This is a genomic window from Chryseobacterium sp. DZ-32 (assembly GCF_059587025.1).
Window position 1 is genome coordinate 1 of the sequence record NZ_JCAIOM010000005.1, and the last position, 23,298, is coordinate 23,298.

Annotated in this window: 24 protein-coding genes and 1 pseudogene; 7 read left to right on the top strand and 18 right to left on the bottom strand. The window is 35.6% G+C overall.

The window, feature by feature from the left end:
- Positions 1-77: 77 nt before the first annotated feature.
- Positions 78-266, top strand: a pseudogene (locus tag AC59HC_RS06625) (IS3-like element ISElsp1 family transposase); the annotation flags it as partial.
- A 154-nt stretch (positions 267-420) separates the two neighbouring features.
- Here the strand turns inward: AC59HC_RS06625 and AC59HC_RS06630 are convergent.
- From AC59HC_RS06630 to AC59HC_RS06650, 5 genes are all read right to left on the bottom strand, one after another.
- Positions 421-642, bottom strand: coding sequence for a hypothetical protein (locus AC59HC_RS06630; RefSeq protein WP_343644238.1), 222 nt, complete (start codon positions 640-642; stop codon positions 421-423).
- Positions 643-789: 147 nt separating this feature from the next.
- The gene (locus tag AC59HC_RS06635; RefSeq protein ID WP_202842757.1) at positions 790-1,365 is read right to left on the bottom strand and encodes a hypothetical protein; all 576 of its coding nucleotides are present in this window, start codon (positions 1,363-1,365) and stop codon (positions 790-792) included.
- Between the two features lie 167 nt (positions 1,366-1,532).
- The gene (locus tag AC59HC_RS06640; protein ID WP_228406592.1) at positions 1,533-2,570 is read right to left on the bottom strand and encodes a peptidylprolyl isomerase; all 1,038 of its coding nucleotides are present in this window, start codon (positions 2,568-2,570) and stop codon (positions 1,533-1,535) included.
- Positions 2,571-2,652: 82 nt separating this feature from the next.
- On the bottom strand, positions 2,653-3,165 hold the full coding sequence (locus AC59HC_RS06645) for an FKBP-type peptidyl-prolyl cis-trans isomerase (RefSeq protein ID WP_110011645.1): 513 nt from the start codon (positions 3,163-3,165) through the stop codon (positions 2,653-2,655).
- Positions 3,166-3,337: 172 nt separating this feature from the next.
- Entirely contained in the window at positions 3,338-4,408 is a 1,071-nt protein-coding gene (locus AC59HC_RS06650; protein WP_277694593.1) for a branched-chain amino acid aminotransferase, read from the bottom strand.
- A gap of 85 nt (positions 4,409-4,493) precedes the next feature.
- On the opposite strand from AC59HC_RS06650, the gene mnmC2 reads away from it, so the two are divergent.
- Positions 4,494-5,168 carry a tRNA (5-methylaminomethyl-2-thiouridine)(34)-methyltransferase MnmC2 gene (gene mnmC2, locus AC59HC_RS06655; protein ID WP_496558277.1) on the top strand — a complete coding sequence of 225 codons (675 nt, stop codon included), beginning with the start codon at positions 4,494-4,496 and terminating at the stop codon, positions 5,166-5,168.
- 201 nt (positions 5,169-5,369) lie between these two features.
- On the top strand, positions 5,370-5,786 hold the full coding sequence (locus tag AC59HC_RS06660; protein WP_110011642.1) for an NUDIX domain-containing protein: 417 nt from the start codon (positions 5,370-5,372) through the stop codon (positions 5,784-5,786).
- A gap of 21 nt (positions 5,787-5,807) precedes the next feature.
- Here AC59HC_RS06660 and AC59HC_RS06665 read toward each other — a convergent pair whose 3' ends face one another.
- Positions 5,808-6,512 carry a DUF4294 domain-containing protein gene (locus AC59HC_RS06665; protein ID WP_110011641.1) on the bottom strand — a complete coding sequence of 235 codons (705 nt, stop codon included), beginning with the start codon at positions 6,510-6,512 and terminating at the stop codon, positions 5,808-5,810.
- Positions 6,513-6,563: 51 nt separating this feature from the next.
- On the opposite strand from AC59HC_RS06665, the gene chrP reads away from it, so the two are divergent.
- The gene (gene chrP, locus AC59HC_RS06670) at positions 6,564-7,637 is read left to right on the top strand and encodes a chryseobasin maturation metalloprotease ChrP (protein ID WP_062670358.1); all 1,074 of its coding nucleotides are present in this window, start codon (positions 6,564-6,566) and stop codon (positions 7,635-7,637) included.
- Between the two features lie 330 nt (positions 7,638-7,967).
- Positions 7,968-8,618, top strand: a complete 651-nt coding sequence (rpe, locus tag AC59HC_RS06675; protein ID WP_034698534.1) for a ribulose-phosphate 3-epimerase — start codon at positions 7,968-7,970, stop codon at positions 8,616-8,618.
- Between the two features lie 206 nt (positions 8,619-8,824).
- Here rpe and chrI read toward each other — a convergent pair whose 3' ends face one another.
- From chrI to chrA, 3 genes are read right to left on the bottom strand one after another with little or no spacing between them, the layout of a single operon-like run.
- The gene (gene chrI / locus AC59HC_RS06680; protein WP_411413898.1) at positions 8,825-9,316 is read right to left on the bottom strand and encodes a chryseobasin maturation helper ChrI; all 492 of its coding nucleotides are present in this window, start codon (positions 9,314-9,316) and stop codon (positions 8,825-8,827) included.
- A gap of 32 nt (positions 9,317-9,348) precedes the next feature.
- On the bottom strand, positions 9,349-10,446 hold the full coding sequence (gene chrH / locus AC59HC_RS06685; protein WP_496558278.1) for an MNIO family chryseobactin maturase: 1,098 nt from the start codon (positions 10,444-10,446) through the stop codon (positions 9,349-9,351).
- 3 nt (positions 10,447-10,449) lie between these two features.
- A complete protein-coding gene (chrA, locus tag AC59HC_RS06690; RefSeq protein WP_496558279.1) occupies positions 10,450-10,671 on the bottom strand; it encodes an MNIO class RiPP chryseobasin precursor ChrA in 222 nt (73 codons plus the stop codon).
- A 153-nt stretch (positions 10,672-10,824) separates the two neighbouring features.
- On the opposite strand from chrA, the gene AC59HC_RS06695 reads away from it, so the two are divergent.
- Complete coding sequence (locus tag AC59HC_RS06695; RefSeq protein WP_496558280.1) at positions 10,825-12,672, top strand: alpha-L-fucosidase; 1,848 nt, start codon at positions 10,825-10,827, stop codon at positions 12,670-12,672.
- A gap of 66 nt (positions 12,673-12,738) precedes the next feature.
- Here the strand turns inward: AC59HC_RS06695 and AC59HC_RS06700 are convergent, their stop codons facing one another.
- The 9 genes from AC59HC_RS06700 to AC59HC_RS06740 all read right to left on the bottom strand — a co-directional run bounded on the left by AC59HC_RS06700 (position 12,739) and on the right by AC59HC_RS06740 (position 21,675).
- A complete protein-coding gene (locus AC59HC_RS06700; RefSeq protein ID WP_034722935.1) occupies positions 12,739-13,155 on the bottom strand; it encodes a nucleoside-diphosphate kinase in 417 nt (138 codons plus the stop codon).
- A gap of 646 nt (positions 13,156-13,801) precedes the next feature.
- Entirely contained in the window at positions 13,802-14,728 is a 927-nt protein-coding gene (rsgA, locus tag AC59HC_RS06705) for a ribosome small subunit-dependent GTPase A (protein ID WP_062670366.1), read from the bottom strand.
- Positions 14,729-14,891: 163 nt separating this feature from the next.
- Complete coding sequence (locus AC59HC_RS06710; RefSeq protein ID WP_047431451.1) at positions 14,892-15,971, bottom strand: chorismate mutase; 1,080 nt, start codon at positions 15,969-15,971, stop codon at positions 14,892-14,894.
- 397 nt (positions 15,972-16,368) lie between these two features.
- Positions 16,369-16,944: a DUF8439 domain-containing protein gene (locus tag AC59HC_RS06715; protein WP_238349684.1), complete on the bottom strand. Its 576-nt coding sequence runs from the start codon at positions 16,942-16,944 to the stop codon at positions 16,369-16,371.
- Between the two features lie 38 nt (positions 16,945-16,982).
- Positions 16,983-18,068, bottom strand: coding sequence for a DNA polymerase III subunit gamma/tau (dnaX, locus tag AC59HC_RS06720; RefSeq protein ID WP_202842770.1), 1,086 nt, complete (start codon positions 18,066-18,068; stop codon positions 16,983-16,985).
- 97 nt (positions 18,069-18,165) lie between these two features.
- Positions 18,166-18,798 carry a TetR/AcrR family transcriptional regulator gene (locus AC59HC_RS06725; protein WP_047375406.1) on the bottom strand — a complete coding sequence of 211 codons (633 nt, stop codon included), beginning with the start codon at positions 18,796-18,798 and terminating at the stop codon, positions 18,166-18,168.
- Positions 18,799-18,803: 5 nt separating this feature from the next.
- Positions 18,804-20,060 (bottom strand): aminotransferase class I/II-fold pyridoxal phosphate-dependent enzyme, encoded by a 1,257-nt coding sequence (locus AC59HC_RS06730; RefSeq protein WP_110011634.1) that lies wholly within the window; start codon positions 20,058-20,060, stop codon positions 18,804-18,806.
- A 429-nt stretch (positions 20,061-20,489) separates the two neighbouring features.
- Positions 20,490-20,846, bottom strand: coding sequence for a helix-turn-helix domain-containing protein (locus AC59HC_RS06735; RefSeq protein ID WP_202842772.1), 357 nt, complete (start codon positions 20,844-20,846; stop codon positions 20,490-20,492).
- A gap of 91 nt (positions 20,847-20,937) precedes the next feature.
- Positions 20,938-21,675: a LuxR C-terminal-related transcriptional regulator gene (locus tag AC59HC_RS06740; protein ID WP_395973305.1), complete on the bottom strand. Its 738-nt coding sequence runs from the start codon at positions 21,673-21,675 to the stop codon at positions 20,938-20,940.
- A gap of 89 nt (positions 21,676-21,764) precedes the next feature.
- Here AC59HC_RS06740 and AC59HC_RS06745 point away from each other — a divergent pair, with 89 nt between their 5' ends.
- A complete protein-coding gene (locus tag AC59HC_RS06745; RefSeq protein WP_496558281.1) occupies positions 21,765-22,412 on the top strand; it encodes a DUF1349 domain-containing protein in 648 nt (215 codons plus the stop codon).
- Positions 22,413-23,298: the final 886 nt, after the last annotated feature.

Sequence of the window (23,298 nt, forward strand, 5' to 3'; positions counted from 1 at the left end):
TTGGAAGTAAGGATAATATTGGATAACTGACAATTATTTTTAACCCCTAACTGTCAGATAAAGTCGTGGCTATTACAATTGATACTTTTGAAAACTTTAAGAATCTCTCACAGCAGCTTGACCAATCAATTTATTATTATAATAATTTAAGACCTCATTTTTCCCTAAATTATAACATCCCTAGCCAAGTGCATATGAAAAATAACGTGAAATTAAAAACATACAAAAAACAAAATCAGAATAGGAAAATTCCTACTCTGATTTAAGTATATTTGAAATATTAAACTAGTCAACCTTTTTCAGGACTAGTCACGGTCTTACTCCATTTATATTGTTAATAATAACATAGTATTTCTAACAAAAAAGCCACTCCTTCCGGAGCAGCTTCCGATAACAAAGTTATCTTAACATCGTAAAAACTTATTCTTTAAACAGATCCTTCATCATTCCTTCAAGGATCTTCTTTGTTTTTTCTTCAATCATTTTCCCTGACTTTTCAACGAGTTCTTCTCTGAATGGTTCACAGCAGGCTTTTATTCCAAAACCTTCATCTGTTTTTACAAATTCCGGATGCCTACTGTGTTCTTTACATACTTCAGATTCTATTTCCTTCTTTATCTGGTCGTAATTCAGGTCAAACATATTTTTTTATTTTGTTTTTTTAAGTGCATGATAAAGATAGAAGTAATAAATTCATACCGAAATCCGTATTTCTACGGTATTTTCAGGAAACAAAAAACCGTCTTTTTCGGGACGGTACGATTCAATGTAAAAATTAATGTTTATTCTTTAGAACTTATCCAGAATTTTCTTGGGTAAAATCTTCACCAGTTCTTTTTTATATTCTTTTTCAAGAATAACAAATTTCCATGTCTTTTTATCTTTTGAAACCGCACAGGCTTTCATAGCGGCGTTGATGAGATATGAGCCTTCACTGGCGACATATTTCACATTATTTGCTCCGTATTTGGCTGTCAAAGCACCGTTCATTTTCTTTTTCATATCATCATTTAATGAACTGACATTGCATTTCAGTTTCAAAAAATAAGGGGTAATAGAAAAATATTCCCCGGTTATGAGTTCAGGCTTTTCAATATTTCCAAACTTCAGATCTTCTACTTCAATTTTCATAAATGGATTATTGTAAGTCATATTCAAAATCTGTGTCATCTGCTCTTTTGACACTATGGTGAAGAATTTTGGATATATGCCGCTTACCGCCTGATCTATCTGTTTGGATTGAATGCTGTTGACAAAATAAGTAAGTGATTTTCTGATTGCTGCATCGTCAGGATTTGCTTTAGTCTGGGAAAAAGCCATCAACGACAGCATAATGAACAGAAACAGAAGTGATTTGGTTTTCATTTTCTTGATTATTGTTACAAGTTTAAAATAATTCGTATCAGAAAAACAGTGAGCCTTTCCGGATAGTAAATGGGTCGTACCATTTACGCAGATCGTTACAGAATATCTCTCAGCAGAATAAAAAAAGCCATCCTCTCGGACGGCTTTGATACTATTGTGAAATTCAATTATTTTACTTTTACAAGCTCAACATCGAAAACCAACCATGAGTTTGGTGGGATCACTCCTCCTGCTCCTCTTTCTCCGTAAGCCATTGCAGGCGGGATCAATAATGTAGCAGTTTCACCTTCTTTCAATAACAGGATACCTTCATCCCATCCTTTGATTACTCTTCCCATTCCGATTGGAATTTCGATAGGCTCGTTTCTCTTGAATGAAGAATCGAATTCAGTTCCGTCTACCAATTTACCTGCATAGTGTACAGATACATTGTCACCAGCTTTTGGAGCTTTACCGTCAGCTGTTTTTGTAATTTTATAGTAAAGGCCTGATTCAGTTTTTTGCATACCAGCTTTTAGGTTTTCAACCAATTTCTCCTGGTTAGCTTTGAATTCTTCTTCTCTTTTCTTTTTTTCAGCTTCTTCTTTAGCGATGAAAGCTTTATTGTTTTCTGCGATTTTAGCCTTTCCTTCATTGAAAGTTTTAGCTGCATCGTAATGCTTGTACTCATCACCTTTGCTGAAAACAGAAACTTTTTCTAAAACAATATCTGTTTTAGGTTTATCCTGAGCTCCTTTTTCAACGTTAGCAATCGCATCAATTACCTCATTTCCTTTTACCACTTTTCCGAAGATCGTATGTCTTCCATCTAACCAAGGGGTAGCCACTTCAGTAATAAAGAATTGAGAACCGTTGGTATTTGGTCCTGAATTCGCCATAGAAAGAATACCTTTCCCTGTGTGTTTAAGGTCGTTTCTTTCGTCTTCGAATTTATATCCGGGATCTCCCATTCCTGTTCCCTGAGGATCACCTCCCTGGATCATGAAGTCTTTGATTACTCTGTGGAAAATAGTTCCGTCATAGTAAGGAACTCCTTTAGCCTTAGCTTTGTTGTCGATTTTCCCTTCTGCAAGACCGATAAAGTTGGCTACAGTTACTGGTGCTTTCTTGTCTTCAAATTTTACAATCAGGTTACCTTTTGTAGTTTGAAGATTGGCATAAAGTCCGTCATTAAGACCTTCGTAAGTTTCTTTGTCTACGTTCATTTTTTTATAAATTGGGGTACAACTCATCAGCGAAATACTTGCCGCTGCCAGAATTATATTCTTGTTAAACAATTTCATGTATTTATAAAGCTTTTAATTTTATGATTAATGGAATGTCGTTGTCTATTTTCTTTTCGTCTCCGTAAGTTCCGTAGGCCAAAGAAGACGGTACCAAAAGTGTTACTTCCTCTCCATCATGTATAAAACGCAAAGCGTTCTCCACTGCTCTCAGTTCATCAAAGTGTCCGAATCTGGCATCTCTTCTCTCAAAAGGCTGATCATAGATTTTAGTCTGGTCAAAATCATACAGATCATAAGAATAGGAAATGGTTGTTTCGTCTTTCCTTCTTTCTCTCTGATCATAGCCTTCCACGGTTACCCAATAATTAAGCTGCGTAGGATAGTATTTTACAGACTGGCCGCTGATCCAGTCCTGAATCTGGCCACGTTCTATAACATTTAAATTTTTCATCCTGTTTTTAGAAACATCCAGATCTTTCTGGCTCAAAACCCCGCCTACAGGGGGATGCACCGTCTGTGTATTTCTGTTGCAGCTCAACAGGCTTATGGCTGATATGAAGAGTATTTTTTTCATAAACTTTTGCGAAAATACACATTTCGCGAATCAATTACAAAACTTGACACAGAAATATGTGAATGTTGTAACGCATTGATCTTAGCCAAAAACTCTTCGTCCATTTTACGTGAATAGACAGATATGAAAAAGCCGGGAAAAACCCGGCTTTCATATCGTTATATCAATAGTATTATACTGTTTCCAATACGTGATCTACCATTACTCTCCATCCGAACGGATCTTCAGACAAGTTGGTTTGTAAATCTACCAAATCTTTTTTAAGGATAGCCGCATAGCTTTCTTCATCAGATAATCTCGGAAGCGCAAGTTTTTCTCCCTGATATCCTAAAGCCTGGAATTGAGTGGTTACTACTGCTGTACCTACTCCCCATACTTCTTTAAGTTCACCGTTCTTTAAAGCTTCAATTACAGTTTTTACCGCAATCGGTTCAATTTTCACTTCGATACCTCTTTTCTTCGCTAACTGGATGAAGCTGTCTCTCGTTACTCCGTCAAGGATTTTCTCAGATGTTGGCGGTGTATAGATCGTATCGTTGATTCTAACAAACACGTTCATTGTACCACTCTCTTCGAAATATTCGTGTGTAGCATCATCCGTCCAGATGATTTGCTCATACCCTTCTTCAATGGCCAACTGCGTAGGATAGAAAGAAGCCGCATAGTTACCTGCAGCCTTTGCAGAACCTACCCCTCCGTTTGCCGCTCTTGAATAGTGATCAGAGATCTTTACAGATACCGGTTCTGAATAATAACTTTGTGCTGGTGTTGCAACGATGGCAAACATATATTTATTAGCAACTCTTGCTTTCAAAGCTTCCTCTGTAGCAAAAATCAAAGGTCTGATATAAAGCGACATTCCTTCCCCCTGTGGAATCCACTCTCTGTCAATATCTACCAAAGCTTTCAATCCGTCTAAAAACATTTCTTCAGTCACTTCCGGCATAGCAAGACGTTTCGCTGACTTGTTGATACGTTCAAAATTCTTTTCAGGCCTGAAAAGGAAAACCTGCCCGTCTTTGTCTTTATAGGCTTTCATACCTTCAAAACAAGCTTGTCCGTAGTTTACTCCCATCATAGCAGGCGTAAATGGAATCGGACCGTAAGGAACTAATTTTACATCACCCCATTTTCCGTTTTCATACTCACAAATGATCATATGATCGATGAAAGTACTACCAAATGAAAAATTGTTAGGGTCAAATGTAGAAATTCTGGAGTTTTCAGTTTTTTGAATTATCATTTTTTAAAATTTTTACGATGTTCTACAAATTTAACATAATTTTCTAAATATAAAAATTTTAGAGTAAATTTGACAAAAAATTAGCTTGAAAAGAGAGATTAAGACCACAAACGACGGAAGTAAAACATTGTTTATCAATAATTTAAATGAGAACTACCATTCTCATCATGGAGCCCTGCAGGAAGCTGAACACGTGTTTATCAAAAATGGACTGAATTTAATAAATGATTGCGAAATTAATATTTTAGAACTCGGTTTTGGAACAGGTTTGAATGTTTTGGTAACAATTAATGAATATTTAAAAACTGACAAAAATCATGTCATCAATTATTTTTCGCTCGAAAAATACCCCATAAATGAATCCGAAGTTAAGGATTTGGCTTACTTTGAACTTTTTGATAACCCAGAGTTTAAAAATATTTATCAGAAAATTCATCTGGCAGATTGGGAAAAGTCAGTAGAAATTATTAGTGGATTCAATTTAAAAAAGATAGAATGTGATTTTTTCGACCTGAAAGACATTGATCTGCCTAAAATTAATCTTGTTTACTTTGACTGTTTTGGAGCCAGAGTACAGCCAGACCTTTGGGAAAAGCCATTGTTTGAACTCGTAGCTGACAAAATGGCCATTAACGGATTATTAACCACCTACTCTTCTAAAGGCAGCGTAAGAAGAATTCTTCAGGAACTGAATTTCCAGGTGGAGAAAAAACAAGGACCTCCGGGAAAAAGAGAGATGATTAATGCAATTAAGTTGTAGAAGGAAGCCAGAAGATGGACGCTGGATGTTTACTGCCGGGTGCTTAATTAATTTTGATTTTTTATTTTAGAATAATAAATCAATATAATATAATTCAATATTATTAGACAGTATTAAACTTCCAGCTTCACGCTTCCAACTTCCGGCTTTTTCCAACAAAATTCCTTACATTAGCTATACAAAATATTATACATTATATATATGATAGACAAGATCAACATTAGAGTGTATGCCTGTGCGGTAAAAGATAAACAAGTTCTGACCTTATTTGAAGAATATGCCGGCGAACCTTTAATGAAATTTCCGGGCGGCGGATTGGAATATGGTGAAGGAGTTCTTGAATGTCTGCACCGCGAGTTTGATGAAGAATTGAATGTAAAAATCAATGTGCTGGAACATTTCTATACTCAGGAAAATTTTCTGGTATCGCGCTTCAGAGAAAACGAACAGCTTCTTACCATATATTATATAGTAGATATCGTTAACGAGGAAGACTTTATTATTCTGGATCCCTGTATCGAAAAAACAGAATGGATTGATATCGACAGACCGGACAATCCTTTTCCTCTTCCTATAGATAAAATTGTATTTGATAAATTAAAAGAAAAATTCCTGTAAGCATTCTTACAGGAATTTATATTATTTCTTTACTTTAAAATCATTAGCTCCGGGATAAGGCTGCAGATAACCTGAGTTCCAGTTGGACTGCAGTAATGATTCTATAAATTCATCACTTCTGTTGGTGTGGGGATCATAGCGTTCTTTCAGGTCAATATCAGCCATTTTTCCTTTTACATTCCACCAGAAAGCACTCCATCCACCTCTTAATTCTTTGATAATCTCAAATACATTTTTTCCGGTTGCCCTGTTCATCAGTTTTGCAAAAACCTGTCCTTCTGTAGTTGTAAGATCTCTCAATTGCTTTTCATATTGGTCAGCCAGTATATTCTGTCTTTCTCTTACAAACTTTCTTTTGGCTTTGCTGTCCAGATCATTCATATCTTTCTGGATATCTCTGTACTGCTGCAATGCAGTCACAAATAACGGATATACCCTGTACAGCTTTTTGTTGAGAAAATAATAGTAATTCTTATCCAGCTGGTTATTAAATCTCGGTTTATTCACTAAAACCAACTCATCCAATACGACTACAGGCTCTCCATTGATTTCATACACCTTAATCTTCTGCTGTTCATCATAATAATATTTATTACCAAATTCATCCACTTTCAGAGATTCAGGCGGATACTGATTGAGTGGTTTTGCCACTATACCATCTTTCTGACCAAAAACACTGACTCCAAAAAAGAAAATAAAAAGGCAGATAATCTTACTAAAATTCATTATTTTTACACTTATAAGAAGAAAAATTAAACGCAAAAATCATTCCTTTTTATGAAATTTGAAAAGAAATCTTTGAAATTTTTAGAGAAATATTTAAACACATCATCTCCAACAGGTTACGAACATAAAGGTCAGGAAGTCTGGATGGATTACATCAGACCTTACGTAGATAAAATTGAAGTAGACCATTATGGAACCTGCTATGGGATCATCAATCCGGAAGCTGAATTCAAAGTAGTGATTGAAGCACACGCTGATGAGATATCATGGTATGTCAATTATATTACAGATGACGGATTGATCTACGTCATCCGAAACGGAGGTTCTGATCAGACGATTGCTCCTTCAAAAGTTGTCCATATCCATGGTGAAAACGGAATTGTAAAAGGGGTATTCGGATGGCCGGCTATTCATACAAGAACCAATCAGAATGAGCCTACGCCTAAAATTGAAAATATCTTCATCGACTGTGGTGCGACTTCTAAAAAAGAAGTGGAAGAAATGGGAATTTTTGTAGGTTGTATGATCACCTACCCGGATGAATTCTTTGAAATGAACGACAGATATTTTGTCTGCAGAGCTCTGGACAACAGAATCGGCGGTTTCATGATTGCTGAAGTTGCCAGGCTGCTAAAAGAAAATAAAAAATCTATACCGTTCGGACTTTATATTACCAATTCTGTACAGGAAGAAGTAGGTTTATACGGAGCAGACATGATTGCTGACACCATCAAACCGAATATTGCCATTGTAACGGATGTTACCCACGACACTACAACTCCGATGATTGAAAAGAAAAAAGAAGGAGATCAGAAATGTGGTGCCGGACCAGTAGTATTCTTTGCTCCAAGCGTTCATCATACTATCAGAGAACTGATTATTGATACTGCAAAAACCAAGAAAATTCCTTTCCAGAGAGCTGCCGCCAGCAGAGCTACCGGAACTGATACAGATGCCTTCGCCCATTCCAACGGCGGAGTACCAAGTGCTTTAATTTCCTTACCTTTGCGTTATATGCATACTACGGTAGAAATGGTCTCTAAAGAAGATGTAGGTAATGTTATTAAACTTATCTATGAAACAGTTCTTAAGATCAAGCCGGAAATGAAACTGAAGTATCATTAATTAAAATGAAGGCTATTTCTGATTTAATAAAAAGACCAACCTTTATCTCTATTGTATTTATTACACTGTAGTGCTAGGGATTCCTTTAATTGTCTATCAATTATTTACATCCAATCCCAGTGGAAGCTTAGGAATTACAATAGAAATAATTTTCTTTTTAGTACTGTTTGGACTGCTTGTAATCGACAGATTTCTACTCATAAATATTAACAATAAAAAGTTATCTGTCATAGAAGTGGTGTTAATAACAGGATATCTAGCCATTTATTACTTCACCCATGACCATTCATTTTCAATAGGATAATAAAAGTAAAAGTATAAAAAGTAAAAATGAAAACGAAGCTTATTGCTCCATCCCTTTTATCAGCAGACTTTGGGAATCTGCAAAGAGACATTGAAATGCTGAATAATTCTCAGGCCGACTGGTTCCACATTGATGTCATGGACGGAAGATTTGTTCCTAACATTTCTTTTGGTTTTCCGGTGATGAAAACTGTTCAGCAGCATGCTAAAAAATTTGTGGATGTTCACCTGATGATCGTGGAACCTGAAAAATATGTTGATGAATTCATCAATCATGGTGCTGACCTTGTTTCTGTTCATTATGAAGCATGTACCCACCTTCACAGAACTATTCACCATATTCAGAGCAAGGGAGCAAAAGCAGGTGTTGTTTTAAATCCTTCTACTCCTGTATTGATGCTTGAAGATATTATTGCAGATGTGGATCTTGTATTGTTAATGAGCGTAAATCCGGGATTCGGAGGGCAGAAGTTCATTGAAAATACTTACAAAAAGATTGCAGAAACCAAGGATCTGATCTTAAGTAACAACTCAACTGCACTTATCGAGGTAGACGGAGGAGTAAATCTTGATAACGCTTCCAAATTATTTGAAGCAGGTGCCGATGTTCTTGTTGCGGGAAATGCTGTTTTCTCAGCTGAAAGCCCGGAAAGAACAATCGAGCTTTTAAAAATCTAAAGAAACTATCTTTATGATAAACAAAAGGCAGCCATTGGCTGCCTTTTCTCTTGTTTGGAAATTTAAGTCGTCCTGGTTATAATCTTTTTTTCAACATATTGAAATGTTTAAAATGGTCTTGCTAACAACACAAAGATCTGAATAAAACCAGACGTACACATCGGTAGAAATACGTAATTTAATAGTAGGTATTTTCACTTAATCCTTTATAATTCTTTATTCCAGACACAGGCACAGACTACAAAAAGGATGGTAATGACGGAAAAAACAGTTCTTATATTATTGAGAAAATTCCATCTGTTTTCAAAATTTTCCCGCATCTGTCTGATCGCTTCTGCTGTAGAATTAGAGATATCAAATTTATCCAAAGTATCATTCATCGGAACATTTCCGGCAACCGTTACCCCAAAAACTCCAATCAGATAAGCCAGTGTAGCAAGAAGAAGAAAAATAAAAACAGGCTGCTGTCCGCGGAGCAAAAATGTAGATAAGGGAAGAAGAATCATAGTTCCCATAAAACTCATAAAGAACACCGGATTCAGGATTTCCCTGTTGATATTCTGCATTGCTTTCAGGTATTCTGTATCAGAAAGTTTTCCCAGACCGAGAACAACTGAGCATGAATACGCATAGAAAAGTCCTCCTATCAAAGCAGTGAGGACAGCGGTAATGATCAATACTAATGTTGTCATTTTCATATAATTTGATTTTGGTTATCAGGATAGAATAATTAATAAGGATTCCATTTTTTAATGATATTCTGTGCTGTAAGAATCATTTCAGCGTCCCAGTGTTGTGTTTTAAAATAATGAAAGTCCAGATCTTGAATAGCCTTCACATCTGAGTTATCATAAAGAAGCCTTGTGAGTTTCGACTGTTCTTCATACAAAAGCAGGTCTTCCAAAGGTTTTTCGGAAAGTTTCACTACCTTTTTACACCAACGGTTTTTTTCTTTGAATTTCAGGTCTGAAGTTTCAATTATTGTTGTGACTTTATTAAAATCATCCAGAAAATCATTTCTTTCTTCCTCGGTTTTCAAGGTATTCCCCAATCTTTCAATAATAATGTATTCCAGATTTGGACATTGTGTAAGAACCGAGGGTAAAACAGAGAGAATTTCTTCAGGAATAACATCATCATGCGTATCTCTCCTCACCTGCTTCTTTCCATACGCACTCTCCTGCCAGCTTCCGCCTGAAAGATGGATTTCTTTTATTTTATGGAGTGGGTACAAGTTTATTATTTCCTGAAGACCGACTTCAAAATTACAGGACTGGCAGTAAATATTATGCAGATCAAGAATCAGGAAACCATCGGTATCTTCTATCAGTTTATCAAGAAAAACACCTTGCTCTTTCACATCATCAATGGAAAACGAGAATGCAAGATTTTCCACGCCTACAGGAATATTGACAGCTTCCTGAAGTCTGTATAACCTGTCTTTCCCAATCTGTAAGGTTTCCGGCCCCAGAGATACCGGCAACGGAACTCCCTGATGAAAATTTTCAGTATTCATGAAGCCAAAATGTTCCGTGATATGATTGTATTTCCGCAGACTGACTTCTTCTTTCAATTTCTTCAGCCATTCTTCCTGCCTTGCTGTCCATCTTGCATCAAATAAAGAATAATATACTCCATGCCCTATTAAACGGTTATTTTCTGCATAAAAATTCAACAGATCCCGAAGCCATTCCGGTTCATTGGTATGATAAAGGGTATCAAAAGACCATTCCATCACTTCGATGGAATTATTCTGCAACAATGGCAAAACAGCAGAAACAAAATCCGCTTCTGCCATCATTGATACTCCTAACATCGGCTTTCTCATCTTCTATCCCATTCCACAGGCCGGACAACCATACTCGCGGAGTACCAAGGTATCTTTTTTAACCACCGGCTTAGGGGTTACCGGTTTTTTCTTCCCGACGGTATCCGCAGAAGTGGCTTTCTTTATTTTTTTGACAGGCTTTTTTGTTTTAGTTTCTGGTTTTGTGGTCTGTGCAGAAACACTTACCGCCAATAAACTTGCCATTAATATTGCTGGAATTTTCATAATTGCTTTTTCGGGTAAATTTTACAATAAACGTTCCATTTATAAAAATACAATAATAAGAAACGTTTTGACAACAATTATCATTAAATATCACAAACTATTCTACACTATAATGTTTTCTTTATCTATATTTAATGTTAAAATAAAACATATATGAAAAACAGTCTGATTAAAGCTGTTTTCCTTGGATTGATATTATCTGCACATAGTATCGACGCACAGGTTCAGACAGTTGACAACAGCAAAAAAATGGAATGGTTTAAAAATGCCAAACTGGGAATTTTTATTCATTGGGGAATCTATTCGGTTAATGGAATCTCAGAATCATGGTCATTCTTCAATAATTATATCAATCACGAAAACTATATGAAACAGCTGAATGGTTTTTCAGCTTCAAAATACCAGCCGCAACAATGGGTGGATCTGATAAAAGAATCCGGAGCAAAATATGCGGTCATTACCACAAAACATCATGACGGAGTTTCATTGTGGAATTCAAAGGCAGAAAAAGCAACTACCATCCCTAAAAATTCTCTGGCCGGAAAAGATGTGTTAACTCCTTTTGTTTCCGCACTGAAAAAGTCAGGATTAAAAACTGGACTTTATTTCTCTTTGCCGGATTGGAGCCATCCGTATTATGATATCAATACCCGGACAAAAAAACGTTATGAACTTAAAAATGATCCAAAGCGCTGGCAGAATTTTATCAGCTATTATCAGGGTCAGCTTAATGAACTTTCTACCCAATATTCACCTGACCTTCTCTGGTTTGATGGAGACTGGGAACATACTTCCGAAGAATGGAAAGCTTCTCAAACCCTGGATTTACTCAGGAAATACAATTCCAATATCATTATTAACTCAAGACTCAATAATCATGGTGATTACGATACTCCCGAGCAGGGTATTCCGGTAGTTCCGCCCCAAAATCAATATTGGGAACTTTGTTATACCATGAATGATTCCTGGGGGTATCAGCCTTTTGACAAAAGTTATAAGACACCCAATATGATTGTAAGGACTTTGGCAGACGTGATCAGCATGGGAGGAAATCTCCTTCTTGATATGGGCCCGAAATCCGACGGTACCATTCCTGAAGAGCAAGTTGAGATCCTGAAAAACCTGGGGAGATGGACCTCCAAAAACAAACCTGCCATCTATGAAACAACACGCGGAATTTCTTTTGACAACTACAAAGGAAAATCAGCGCTGTCCAACTCGAAAAAATCGTTGTTTCTTTATCTTGAAGAAGCTAAAAAACTTACAAAAATCTATGGACTGGCAACAAAACCTCTTTCTGTAAAAATCATTGGAGATCCATCTGCTGTTGTTACGATGGATTATAATGCCGAGAAAACACTGAATTTGAATTTCTCCAAAGTAAAATTTGACAAGGATGTCACTGTGGCAGAACTTACTTTTGACACTCCTCCGGTATTTTTAAAAGATTTTAAGAAAAGTGAACTTTCTCTTTCCAAAATACTGAACAACAAAAATACTCAGGAAGCAGTCTATGATATGAGCAATGTATTGCATAACGGAAATAATCTACTTAACAATGAAGGCTTAACCTCCGATGGCCTTGATATGAAAATACAGAAAACACCTTCAACAAACCCGGAAACACTGCAATGGATAAGTAAGCATGCAGAAGCGTTTTTTGAGACCGGAAAAGGAATGCCGGAAGGTCATTTCTCAGGGATGAGCGCTCTGTCAAAAGACAAACAGACTCTGTATCTTTTTGTGGAAGGAATTCCTACAGGACCTATTGCTTTGAAAGGAATAAAAAATGACATTGCCAGAATAAGAATCGTAGGTGAAGGGAGTATGCTCAATCATACGATCTATAATAAACTTTACTGGAGTGACCGCCCGGGAATTATTTATATTGATATCCCTAAAGAAAGACTGGATAAACAACTGACGGTGATAGCAGTTTTGCTTAATAAACCTGTTGAGTTGTACAGAGAAAAAGTGGGAGCTATTGAAAATAATCTTTAAATAATCCTATAAAAAACAAAATCCGGAGAAAATTCTCCGGATTTTTTATTTTGTAAGATGATTTTCTTAGAAAATCTCTCTTCCTGAAAAATGGAATTGAGCTTCGATTAATGCATTCTCGTCAGAATCTGAACCGTGAACAGCATTTTCTCCGATGCTTCTTGCAAACATTTTTCTGATTGTACCTTCTGCAGCTTCTGCAGGGTTAGTAGAACCGATTAATGTTCTGAAGTCTTCAACTGCATTGTCTTTTTCTAAAACTGCTGCAACGATAGGACCAGAGCTCATGAATTCTACCAATTCTCCATAAAATGGTCTCTCAGCATGTACTTCATAGAATTTTTTTGCATCAGCAACTGTAAGCTGAGTTAATTTTAAAGCTTTGATCTTAAAACCTCCTTCAGCAATCTTACCCAATATAGCACCGATATGTCCGTCAGCAACTGCATCAGGCTTAATCATAGTGAATGTAATGTTAGACATAAATGTATATTTTTTTAATGGCGCAAAATTACAAAAAATATCTTTGATTTTTATTTTAATTTTTTTTTAACATAAAAATAACTTTTATTAAGAAATTGTAACACAAACTTTGGCACAGTAATTGTTTATTCTATTGCGATTCTCATGTTTAATTTGAGTTTTCATGGTTATTAGTTTTTACCCAGCTTCGGCTGGGTTTTTTATTTGCAAAAAATGAAGGTATTTTTTGTTAATTATGTAATTTTTTAATTAATATTCAATCATATTTAACAATTTTATTCTTTTTATTGCAATTGGTGAAATAATTTTATTTTTTGAAAATCCAATCTCATGGTGGTCAGAAATATGACAAAAGTGGAGTTATCTGCCAAAATTGTAAAATTGAAAAGTAGAGTTATTTAAAAACGAATATTTTTTCATTTAAAAATCAAAAAAAATAAATTACAAAAAATAAAATCCATCAAATACATTAAACTAATCTTAAAAAAAATAATAGCGGTAAATATTATTCTTTAACAAAAGAAAGTACTACCCTTGACAACGGTGTCATTTCGGTAAAATAGTTTTAAACAGAAAAAGAGACCATCCAATGATAGTCTCTATATTATTTCTAACAAAATTTGTTCTGTTAAATAAATTTTATTGATTATTTCTGAGAAGCTTCTTCTGCCTCGTCCATCAGTTTAATGTAAGTAGCATAGCGCGAATGCTGAATTTCTCCTGTTTCAAGGGCATCGATAACAGCACATTTAGGTTCATTGATGTGAAGGCAGTTGTGAAATTTACATTCTTCTCTCTTTTTGAAAATTTCAGGAAAGTAATGCTGTACTTCTTCTTTTTCAATATCAATCATTGCAAATTCACGAACCCCGGGAGTATCGATAACGTTTCCTCCAAAATCCCAGAAATGCATCTGGGCAAAAGTTGTGGTGTGCTTACCTTTCAGGTGGGTATCTGAAATTTCAGAAGTTTTTAAATTCAATCCCGGCTGCAAAGCATTCACTAAGGTAGATTTTCCACAACCTGAGTGGCCAAAGAAGACGGAAGTTTTATCTTTAAGAATTTCCTGAAGCTGATCCAGATTCAATTTAGAATAGGACGAAATTTCCAGAGTATCATATCCTATCTCCTGATATAGGAATTCAATATCTTTTACAATTTCAATTTCTTCTTCGTGCAATACATCAATCTTATTAAAAAGAATCAGTGGTGTAATATTATAAGCTTCACAGCATGCCAGGAACCTGTCAAGAAATCCTAATGATGTTTCAGGATGTTTCAGCGTAAAGATAAAGCACGCCAAATCGATATTGGAAGCAATAATATGAGCTTCTTTGGAAAGATTTACGGATTTTCTGATCAGATAATTAGAGCGGGGTTCAATTTTCGTGATCCAGGCAATATCATCCTGTTCCAGTTGAAACTCAACAAAATCTCCTACAGCAAGTGGATTGGTAAGTCTGGTTTTTATTAATTTGAATTTCCCCCTGATTCTGGCCTCGAAAATTTTATTTGTTTCCAATTCCAAAACCTGGTACCAACTGCCTGTAGATTTAATGATTTTTCCTTTCATAGATAATGCTGGTGCAAATATACGCAATTAGGGCTTAGCATTCAGAAAATAGGGTCAAAAACACAATGTTTCAATTCTCCTAAATACTGATGGCTAAGCCCTGATTTATTTTTTTTACTGAATATCTAGTAAAAATTATACTACTCTTACTATTATCTGCAATTTATCTCTCGATCATAATATTATTCTGAACTTCAATAGATTCTTCGTGAATCGCTTTGAATACTTTTTCAATAAACTCCTGAGACATTCCTGTTTCTTTTGCTTTTTGGGTAGCGTATTCTGTGATTACTTTCCAACGTTCAGGCTGGAAGATCGCAATGTCATTTTCTTTTTTAAGCTTACCGATCTTTTCAGAAATTTTCATTCTTTGAGAAAGAAGTTCAATTAACTGGAAGTCAAGATCAGAGATTAAAGTTCTGTGTCTTCCCATTTCTCCTTCAAAACCGGCAAGATTAGAGCTTCTCACTTTCAGATTTCCGATAAGATCTGCAAGAACTTCAGGAGTGATCTGCTGGGAAGCATCGCTCCATGCTTCATCAGGATTACAGTGAGATTCAATGATCGCTCCCTGGTATCCTACGTTAAGTGCCTCCTGTGTAATATCTGCAAGACCTGTTCTGTTTCCGCAGATGTGAGAAGGGTCGATTAACATTGGAATATTTGGAAACTGGCTCTTGAAATCAAGGGCAATCTGCCAGTTTGGATTGTTTCTGTATTTTGTTTTCTGGTAGGTTGAAAATCCTCTGTGAATAACTCCAAGGTTTTTAATGTCCTGTCCTAAAAGTCTTTCCAAAGCTCCGATCCATAAAGCAAGATCCGGATTTACAGGGTTTTTCACAAATACCGGTTTATCAGTTCCTCTTAAAGCCATTGCAATTTCCTGTACCGTAAATGGATTCACTGTAGAACGCGCTCCGATCCAAAGAACATCTACGTCTGCTTCTAAAGCTGCAAATACGTGGTGTGCATTGGCTACCTCAGTTGCTGTTTTAAAACCGTATTCTTCTTTTACTTTTTTCAGCCAGTTCAAACCGATCACTCCTACTCCTTCGAAACCGTTGGGTTTGGTACGGGGTTTCCAGATTCCGGCACGGAAAACGGATACATTGGCATTGGATTCCTTAATTCTCCTGGCCGTTTCAAGCATCTGAGCTTCACTTTCCGCACTACATGGTCCTGCAATCATTAGTGGCTGTGTAAGCCCATCGATCCACTCATTTTTTAAATCATTTAAATTCATTATTCTAAATTTTATTGTTTTTTATATTATTTATTCATTGACAGCAATAGCCCTTTGGATTATAAAATTTAATTTATAATTCTTTTCAAAAAATGCCGTTCAAAATTGTTTAAAGGAATCAGGAAAATAATAGGGCTCTACTTCTCCTGTATTTTTTGGAAAGAAATTCAGTTAACAGTACCAATAAAATCGGTAATACGTTCTGAAATTTCTATAATAAGAAGCAGAAAAACTAAAATAACCGCTAAAAAAATAATTAGCGGGTGCAAAAAAAGACTGATATGTGTTAATCAATTTTTCCATTGTATCTGGAAATGTCTTGTTTTAGCGTTTCTGGTTTAATTTGTTTTTGTCAGAAACTTATTTCTGACAGAAATATTTGACAAATATATAAAAATTATGTCAAATCAAACTTCATTAAATCATCAAGATCTTTCAAAAGTGGATTTTTTTCTATAAACTTTTCAAATAATTTTCTCTTCGTCACCACCTCAATCTTCAGATTTTCAACGTCTCTGACGTATTCTACCTCAATAATATGATTCTGAATTTTTCTTTTAAAATGATTAAAAAATTCTCCACTTATTTTATCAAATTCCACTTTTGCAGAGTCTGACGGGAACAAAACTTTGATTTTATGCTCTTCAGCTTTTACCAGTTTAAAGGTTTTTACCGCATTAAATACAAAGTTATTTTTTACCTGAAGCTGTTTAAGCATAATTTTCCATTCCGTCTGCAGATCTGTATCTGTAAAATGGTTTTGAGGAAGATTTTCAGTTCTCACCACAACATCTTCTGCTGTTTCCACTTTATCTTCTTTATTCAAAAAGGAATTGATGCTGAAACCGGAGGATATTCCCGGTCTTGACAAAGGCTTGGTAGTTTTGGTCACAGAAACTTCCTGAACCATCTGAGTAGTAACAGACAGCTGTTCTGTTTTAACTTCTTTTTTCTCCGGAGTTTTTTCCGGCATTTTCACCTCCTGTTTCTCACTGAGAAACGGAGCCAGTATCAGGAATTTTTTTTTTTAGTATCGCCTAAATTAGCTGTCAGTGAAGCCAGCTGCATTAATGCAATTTCAACCGTAAGTCTAGGGTTTTTGGAATTCTTATAATTAATATCTGCATGGTTGCAGATTTCAATACCATCAATAAGCTGCTGGGCGGCCCATTTCTGTCCCTGCTCTACAAACCTGGCCTTGGTCTTCTCTCCTACTTCAATGAGTTCCATAGTGGAAGCATTCTGTGCCATCATCAGATCTCTGAAATGATTTCCTAATCCGGCAATGAAAATATGAGGATCAAAACCTTTCTTTACAATCTCATTAAATGCGAAAAGCACTTCAGGAATTTTGTTTTCCCTGGCAAGATCCACGATATTCAGATATTGATCGTAATCCAGAATATTGAGCACTTCGGCAGCTTTTGCCAGTGTAATATTTTTCTGGGAGAAAGTAGAAAGTCTGTCGAAGATAGAAAGTGCATCTCTTAATGCACCGTCTGCCTTCTGAGCAATCAGGTACAGGGCATCATCTTCATACTGGATATTTTCTTTCTGGGCAATGTTTCTCAGATGGCTCTGTATGTCTTCGATGACGATTCTTTTGAAGTCATAGATCTGACAACGGGATAAAATTGTTGGAATAATTTTATGTTTCTCCGTGGTAGCCAAAATAAAAATAGCATGCGCAGGCGGCTCTTCCAGCGTTTTAAGGAATGCATTGAAAGCGGCAGAAGACAGCATATGAACCTCATCAATGATATATACTTTGTATTTACCCACCTGAGGTGCAAAGCGTACCTGATCTATAAGTTCTCTGATATCATCAACAGAGTTATTGGATGCAGCATCCAATTCATAGATATTGTAAGCAAAGCCATCTTCTGAAACCGAGCCATCTTTCTCATTGATCTTTCTTGCCAGAATTCTGGCACAAGTAGTTTTACCCACACCACGAGGACCGCAAAAAAGTAATGCCTGAGCTAATTGACTTTCTTCAATTGCATGTTCTAAAGTATCCGTAATATGGGATTGTCCTACAACCGTATCAAACTCCTGAGGACGATATTTTCTTGCAGATACTATAAAATTTTCCATTGGTCAAAAATAAGAAATATAGTTTTAATTTGAAAATTAAAAGTTTTCAAATATCAACAAAAACATATTTCTGTTCAAATCGGAAAACTTTTAACCTCTATTTCTTTTTGCTGTATGCAAAGTCAATCAACTCAACAATAGCGCCTTCAATCTCTTTTCGCCCTTCTTCAGTTTTCAGGTCAATACCGCAGAACTTGTTTGCGTTATATCCTGTATAAAGGTTAAGATAGTAAGCTCCGGAAACAATCAGAGCCATAATTGCCCTGTGTCTTGTTGCTACTCCTTCACCAAAGTAAGGATCTGAGATGTTTCCAAATAAAACTTCTCCAACTTCTTCACGTTGTTCAACTAATTTCTTAAGAATAGGCTTGCTTTCTGAAAGCTCCCAAAGGATAATCTTCTGAAGTTCTTTATTTTTCTTCAGGTTTTCGAACTGATTCAAGACCACCATTTTAGTAAGCTCGTGTCCACCGTCCGAGAAATCCATATCAACATCCTGGTTGACCTGGCTCCAGTAATCCTGAGACTTGATATATTCATCGATCAGCTTATCAGTACTTCCAAAGTACTCATAGATCAATTTTTTATCAAATCCGGCTACGGCAGCTATTTTGCTTACTTTTAATCCGGAATATCCTTTTACTCTTAAAATTTTACCAACTGCAGCAAGCAGTTTCTGCTTTGTTTTTTCTTTGTCCCTAATGGGGCCCTGCACTACTTTTCTAGGCATAATTATTATTTTTTCGCAATATGCAATTTTTTATTAATATCATCAAACGCATTAAGCGTTTTATCGAGATGTTCTTTTTCGTGTCTTGCCGTCACACTCATCCTGATACGCGCATCTTTTCGGGGTACAGCCGGGTACAGAATCGGATTGGTATAGATTCCTTTTTCTATTAGTAGTTTTCCGGCTTCTCCTGTTACATAGGGGTCTCCGATTTTTACAGGGATAATTGCAGAGCAGGTAACACCTGTATCCAACCCTAAGTCGTCAAGCCCTTTTTTAAAATAATTGATGTTATCCCAGAGTTTTTGTCTCCAGATAGGTTCTTCGTCAATTAAATCAATAGCTTTAACTATTCCTGCTGATGATGGTGGAGCTGTCGCTGAGAAAATCTGCTGACGGGAATGGAATCTGATGAATGCCGCTATTTTTTTATCTGCAATGACATATCCTCCCAGATTTCCAAATGTTTTGCTGAATGTACCTGTAATAAGGTCTACTTTATCCAATAACCCGGCCTGTTCCAAAGTACCTCTTCCGGATTCTCCAAGGATACCGACACCATGTACGTCGTCTACCATCAGAAAGGCATTATACTTCTTCACAAGGTCATAGATCTCATTAATACGGGAGGTATCACCATCCTGGGAATACACTCCATCCACAATAACGAGTTTCGTACGGTACAGATTTTCAGATACCTTCAAAATGTGTTCCAAAGATTCCAAATTATTGTGTGGAAATGTTTTTTTATTGGTAAAAGCACATCCTTCGTGCACACTGGCATGTACAGCCATATCTAAAATAGCAAGGTCTTCTTTCTGCATCAGGCATTGTAAAGAAGCACTATTAGCTGTATAACCCGTAGTAAATACTACAGCTTCATCTTCTGTTCTTTTAAAAAAACCTGAGATTTTTTTTTCTAATGCATTGTGGTAATCAAAATATCCTCCGATAAGAGGAGTAGCTCCTGTTCCTGTACCATATTTTTCGATTCCTTCAATGGCAGCCTGTTTTACTTTTGGGTGCTGCGTAAATCCTAAATAATCACTTGATACAAAACTAACAAATTCTCTGTTGTGATCTGCAATATTTACATTCAGTACTGCATTGGTTCCTGAAGTATTCTTCAGTCTGTAATTCATGTGTCCATTAGACTTTACAAAGTCTAAATATTCATAAAAAATTTCAGCCCTTTGAGCCATATCATTATCTGGTATATTCTCAAAGTCTTTAATGGTTGCTGTTGTGAAATTGATGCTCATCCTTAATCTTGTTTGTTGTGGTTTTAAAAAAAACAAATATATAACTATTTAAAGGGCTTAAGCTTCCATATTAAGATTAAATATTATTAAAGACACAATAATTTATTCTTATCCCCTGGAAACCAAACTTAATACCATATACTGGTTTCTTTTTAACATTTATGTGTATTGAATTAATTAGTTTTTTCTTACCTAAATTTAATAAAAAAACTAAACAATAAAGAAATATTAATAGATAAATAATAAAAAATGACCGTTATTTTTTACAACCATCTCATTTATAAAAGATTATTTTCTATAAATTTTAACATTATAATTCACTAAATTGTCTTTTACAGCAGGAATTCAGTAGGATTAAATCCCTACCCGGAGACGAAAAATGCCTCGAAACTCCTGTGACAGGAATTTTAAAGAATAAAAAAGTCAGTTTTAAACGGAATGGGAATCTCTGAATTTTCCGGGAGTAAAACCGGTCATTTTTTTAAAAAATTTTGAAAAATTGGAAGGGTCGTAAGTAAAAATACGGGCAACTTCTGCTACAGATTTATCCGTAACAATGAGCATCTTTTTGGCCTGTTCAATAATTTTTTCATCATAATAAAAACAGGGATGCTGTCCGGTTTCCTTTTTAATGGTATCAGTAAGATGTTTATGAGAAACAGCAAGTTCTCTGGCAATTTCATTCAGTTCCATAAATTCAGGTACAGTTCCGGAAATCACCTTCTGGATATGCTGATCTAAAAAGGTAAAATACTGACGGGTAATTTCTTCACTTCTTTTCATCATATGGATCTTGCTAATCTGTATTCAAGTTATAAAATTAATCATATGATACAAAATAACATGGTGAACTTTTCGGATCTTCCAGGATGAATGTTTAATAAAAACTATCCTTAAAGGCTTGTGTAGAATTTTTTACTTTTAACTTTTCCAGTATATTCTGACGGTGTCTGTTTACGGTATTGATGCTTATAGAAAGAAGATCTGCAATTTCTTTGCTTGCATACCCTTCCCCTATAAATTTTAAAACTTCCAGTTCCCTTGGGCTTAAAATATTTCTATAATCAAGCTTATCTTTTACAACCACCTCTCCTTTTTCGGTATTCACAATCATAAAACCGGAAGCATTAGAGGGAGTCAGAGCCATATTATAAAGGCAAAGAGCCAGCCTCAACCGTCCGTTATCAGGAGAATAAACATAAAACATGCGGTGTTTTACCCATCTGTAGTTCTCATTTTTATCCTTCATTCTTATTTTTGATACAACACTGTATGCCGCGCGCTGCTCCATCTCCATAGCATCCAGTAATTTAAAGAAACGGAGTTCATGGATGTACTTTTTCAGACGGTCATCGGGATGTATTCTTTTCAGCATCTCTTCTTCCCAGATGGAGTTTATTTCTGCAGGATTTTCCTCCATCTTAAGTCCAAGTTCATATGCGGCTGCAGATTTATAAATAAAGCTTTTATTCTCCTGCATATCACTCAGCACACATATTGCACCTTCCATCTGAGAATATGCCAACGCCTGCTGTTTATAGACCCCGATGTCAAGCCTGCATTTTTTCGGGGTGTTGTCCAGTAATTGATCACTAAGCTGTTTACGGATTTCCATAATGGTTATTTATCAGTATTGACGCAAATAAGGTTTAATAATACTTTTGCTAAAATAATAATTTACGCTTAGAACTTATCCCAAAGAGAATGAAGAAAATGATTTTCGGCTTTTGCGTCTTATTCCTGATTCAAAAGTTTTCCGCCCAGAGCCTGGAAAAAATGACCTGGTTTAATGAACCTGAAAAATGGGAAATCAAAAACAACAGTCTTTCCATGTTCGTAACCTCACAAAGTGATTACTGGAGGGTTTCACATTATGGATTCACGGTAGATGACGCTCCTTTCTATTATGCTACCTATGGTGGTGAATTTGAAGCAAAAGTAAAAATAACAGGCAGTTATAAAGCAAGATTTGATCAGATGGGCCTTATGCTGAGAACAGATCAGGAACATTATATCAAAGCCGGAGTAGAATTTGTAGACGGCAAATACAATCTCAGCACTGTAGTAACCCACAACAAAAGTGACTGGAGTGTCATTACATTGGAAAAAACACCTCCTGCCCTATGGATAAAGGCAGTGAGAAGGCTGGATGCTGTGGAAATATTTTATTCTTTTGATGATAAAAATTATATCATGATGCGGAATGCTCCTCTTCAGGATAACACTCCTGTAATGGTTGGCTTAATGGCAGCCTGTCCTGACGGAGAAGGATTCAATGCTGTTTTCGAAAACTTTAAAGTAAAACATCTGCCTGACCAGCGCAGACTGAAGTGGCTTGAAACTCACCAATAACGATTGAATTACACTTCAATATACAGTCAATTTTATTCACCTCCCATCATTTCCGGGAGGTTTTTTGTTTAGAAAAGATTATCTGCGAGAAAAAACAAAATAATTACCATGAAAGCCTATACTTTCTATGTTTTATCTTCAATATTGGAAATTCAATAGGGCCGGGCTTTAGCCCGGTCTAAAATAAGACGTTTTCATCTGGCTTCAGCCGAAACTTAAATAACAGAAGACTACATCTATCATTTATTCAACTCTATATATTCTGAGTGCTGGTAATAAAAAGAGACTGTTTACTTTAAGTACAGCCTCTTTTGTTTTCTTGAGATAAAAACCGTTTGTGTTCTTAGAATCATTATTTGGGTAATAAATCTTCTTTAATAGTTATGAGAATATTTTGCAAAAATATGAATATCCATAGGCAACGGCAAAGTTATCATGTAGAATAAACCTGTATTTTTTGTCAAACTATTACTACAAAAAAACACATAACAAAATATTCAGCCATTAATTAAAAAAATATTAAAAATTTCCAAACACAACATTATTTACCATTTATAAAATTCTAAAAATAATCACAAATCCAGCATAATACTGAGATCTATAGGCGAGAATTTAAAATAAATCTTACATTAATTTATCACTTATTATTGAAATACGATAATATTTGTAAAAACCCGGAATGATGTATTGTCTGCAAAACATGATAAAACTTAGAGAAAACAAAATATGCAATACTAATTTATCGCCATAATTTCACTATTTTTACACGATCAAAAAATATAAAACACAAAAGACCAGAAAACTTCAATGATAAAAATTTATTCTCAATCGTTCCTGCCTTTTAAAAAAACTTTGACTTGTACAAATACCATTATTAACCGTCTAT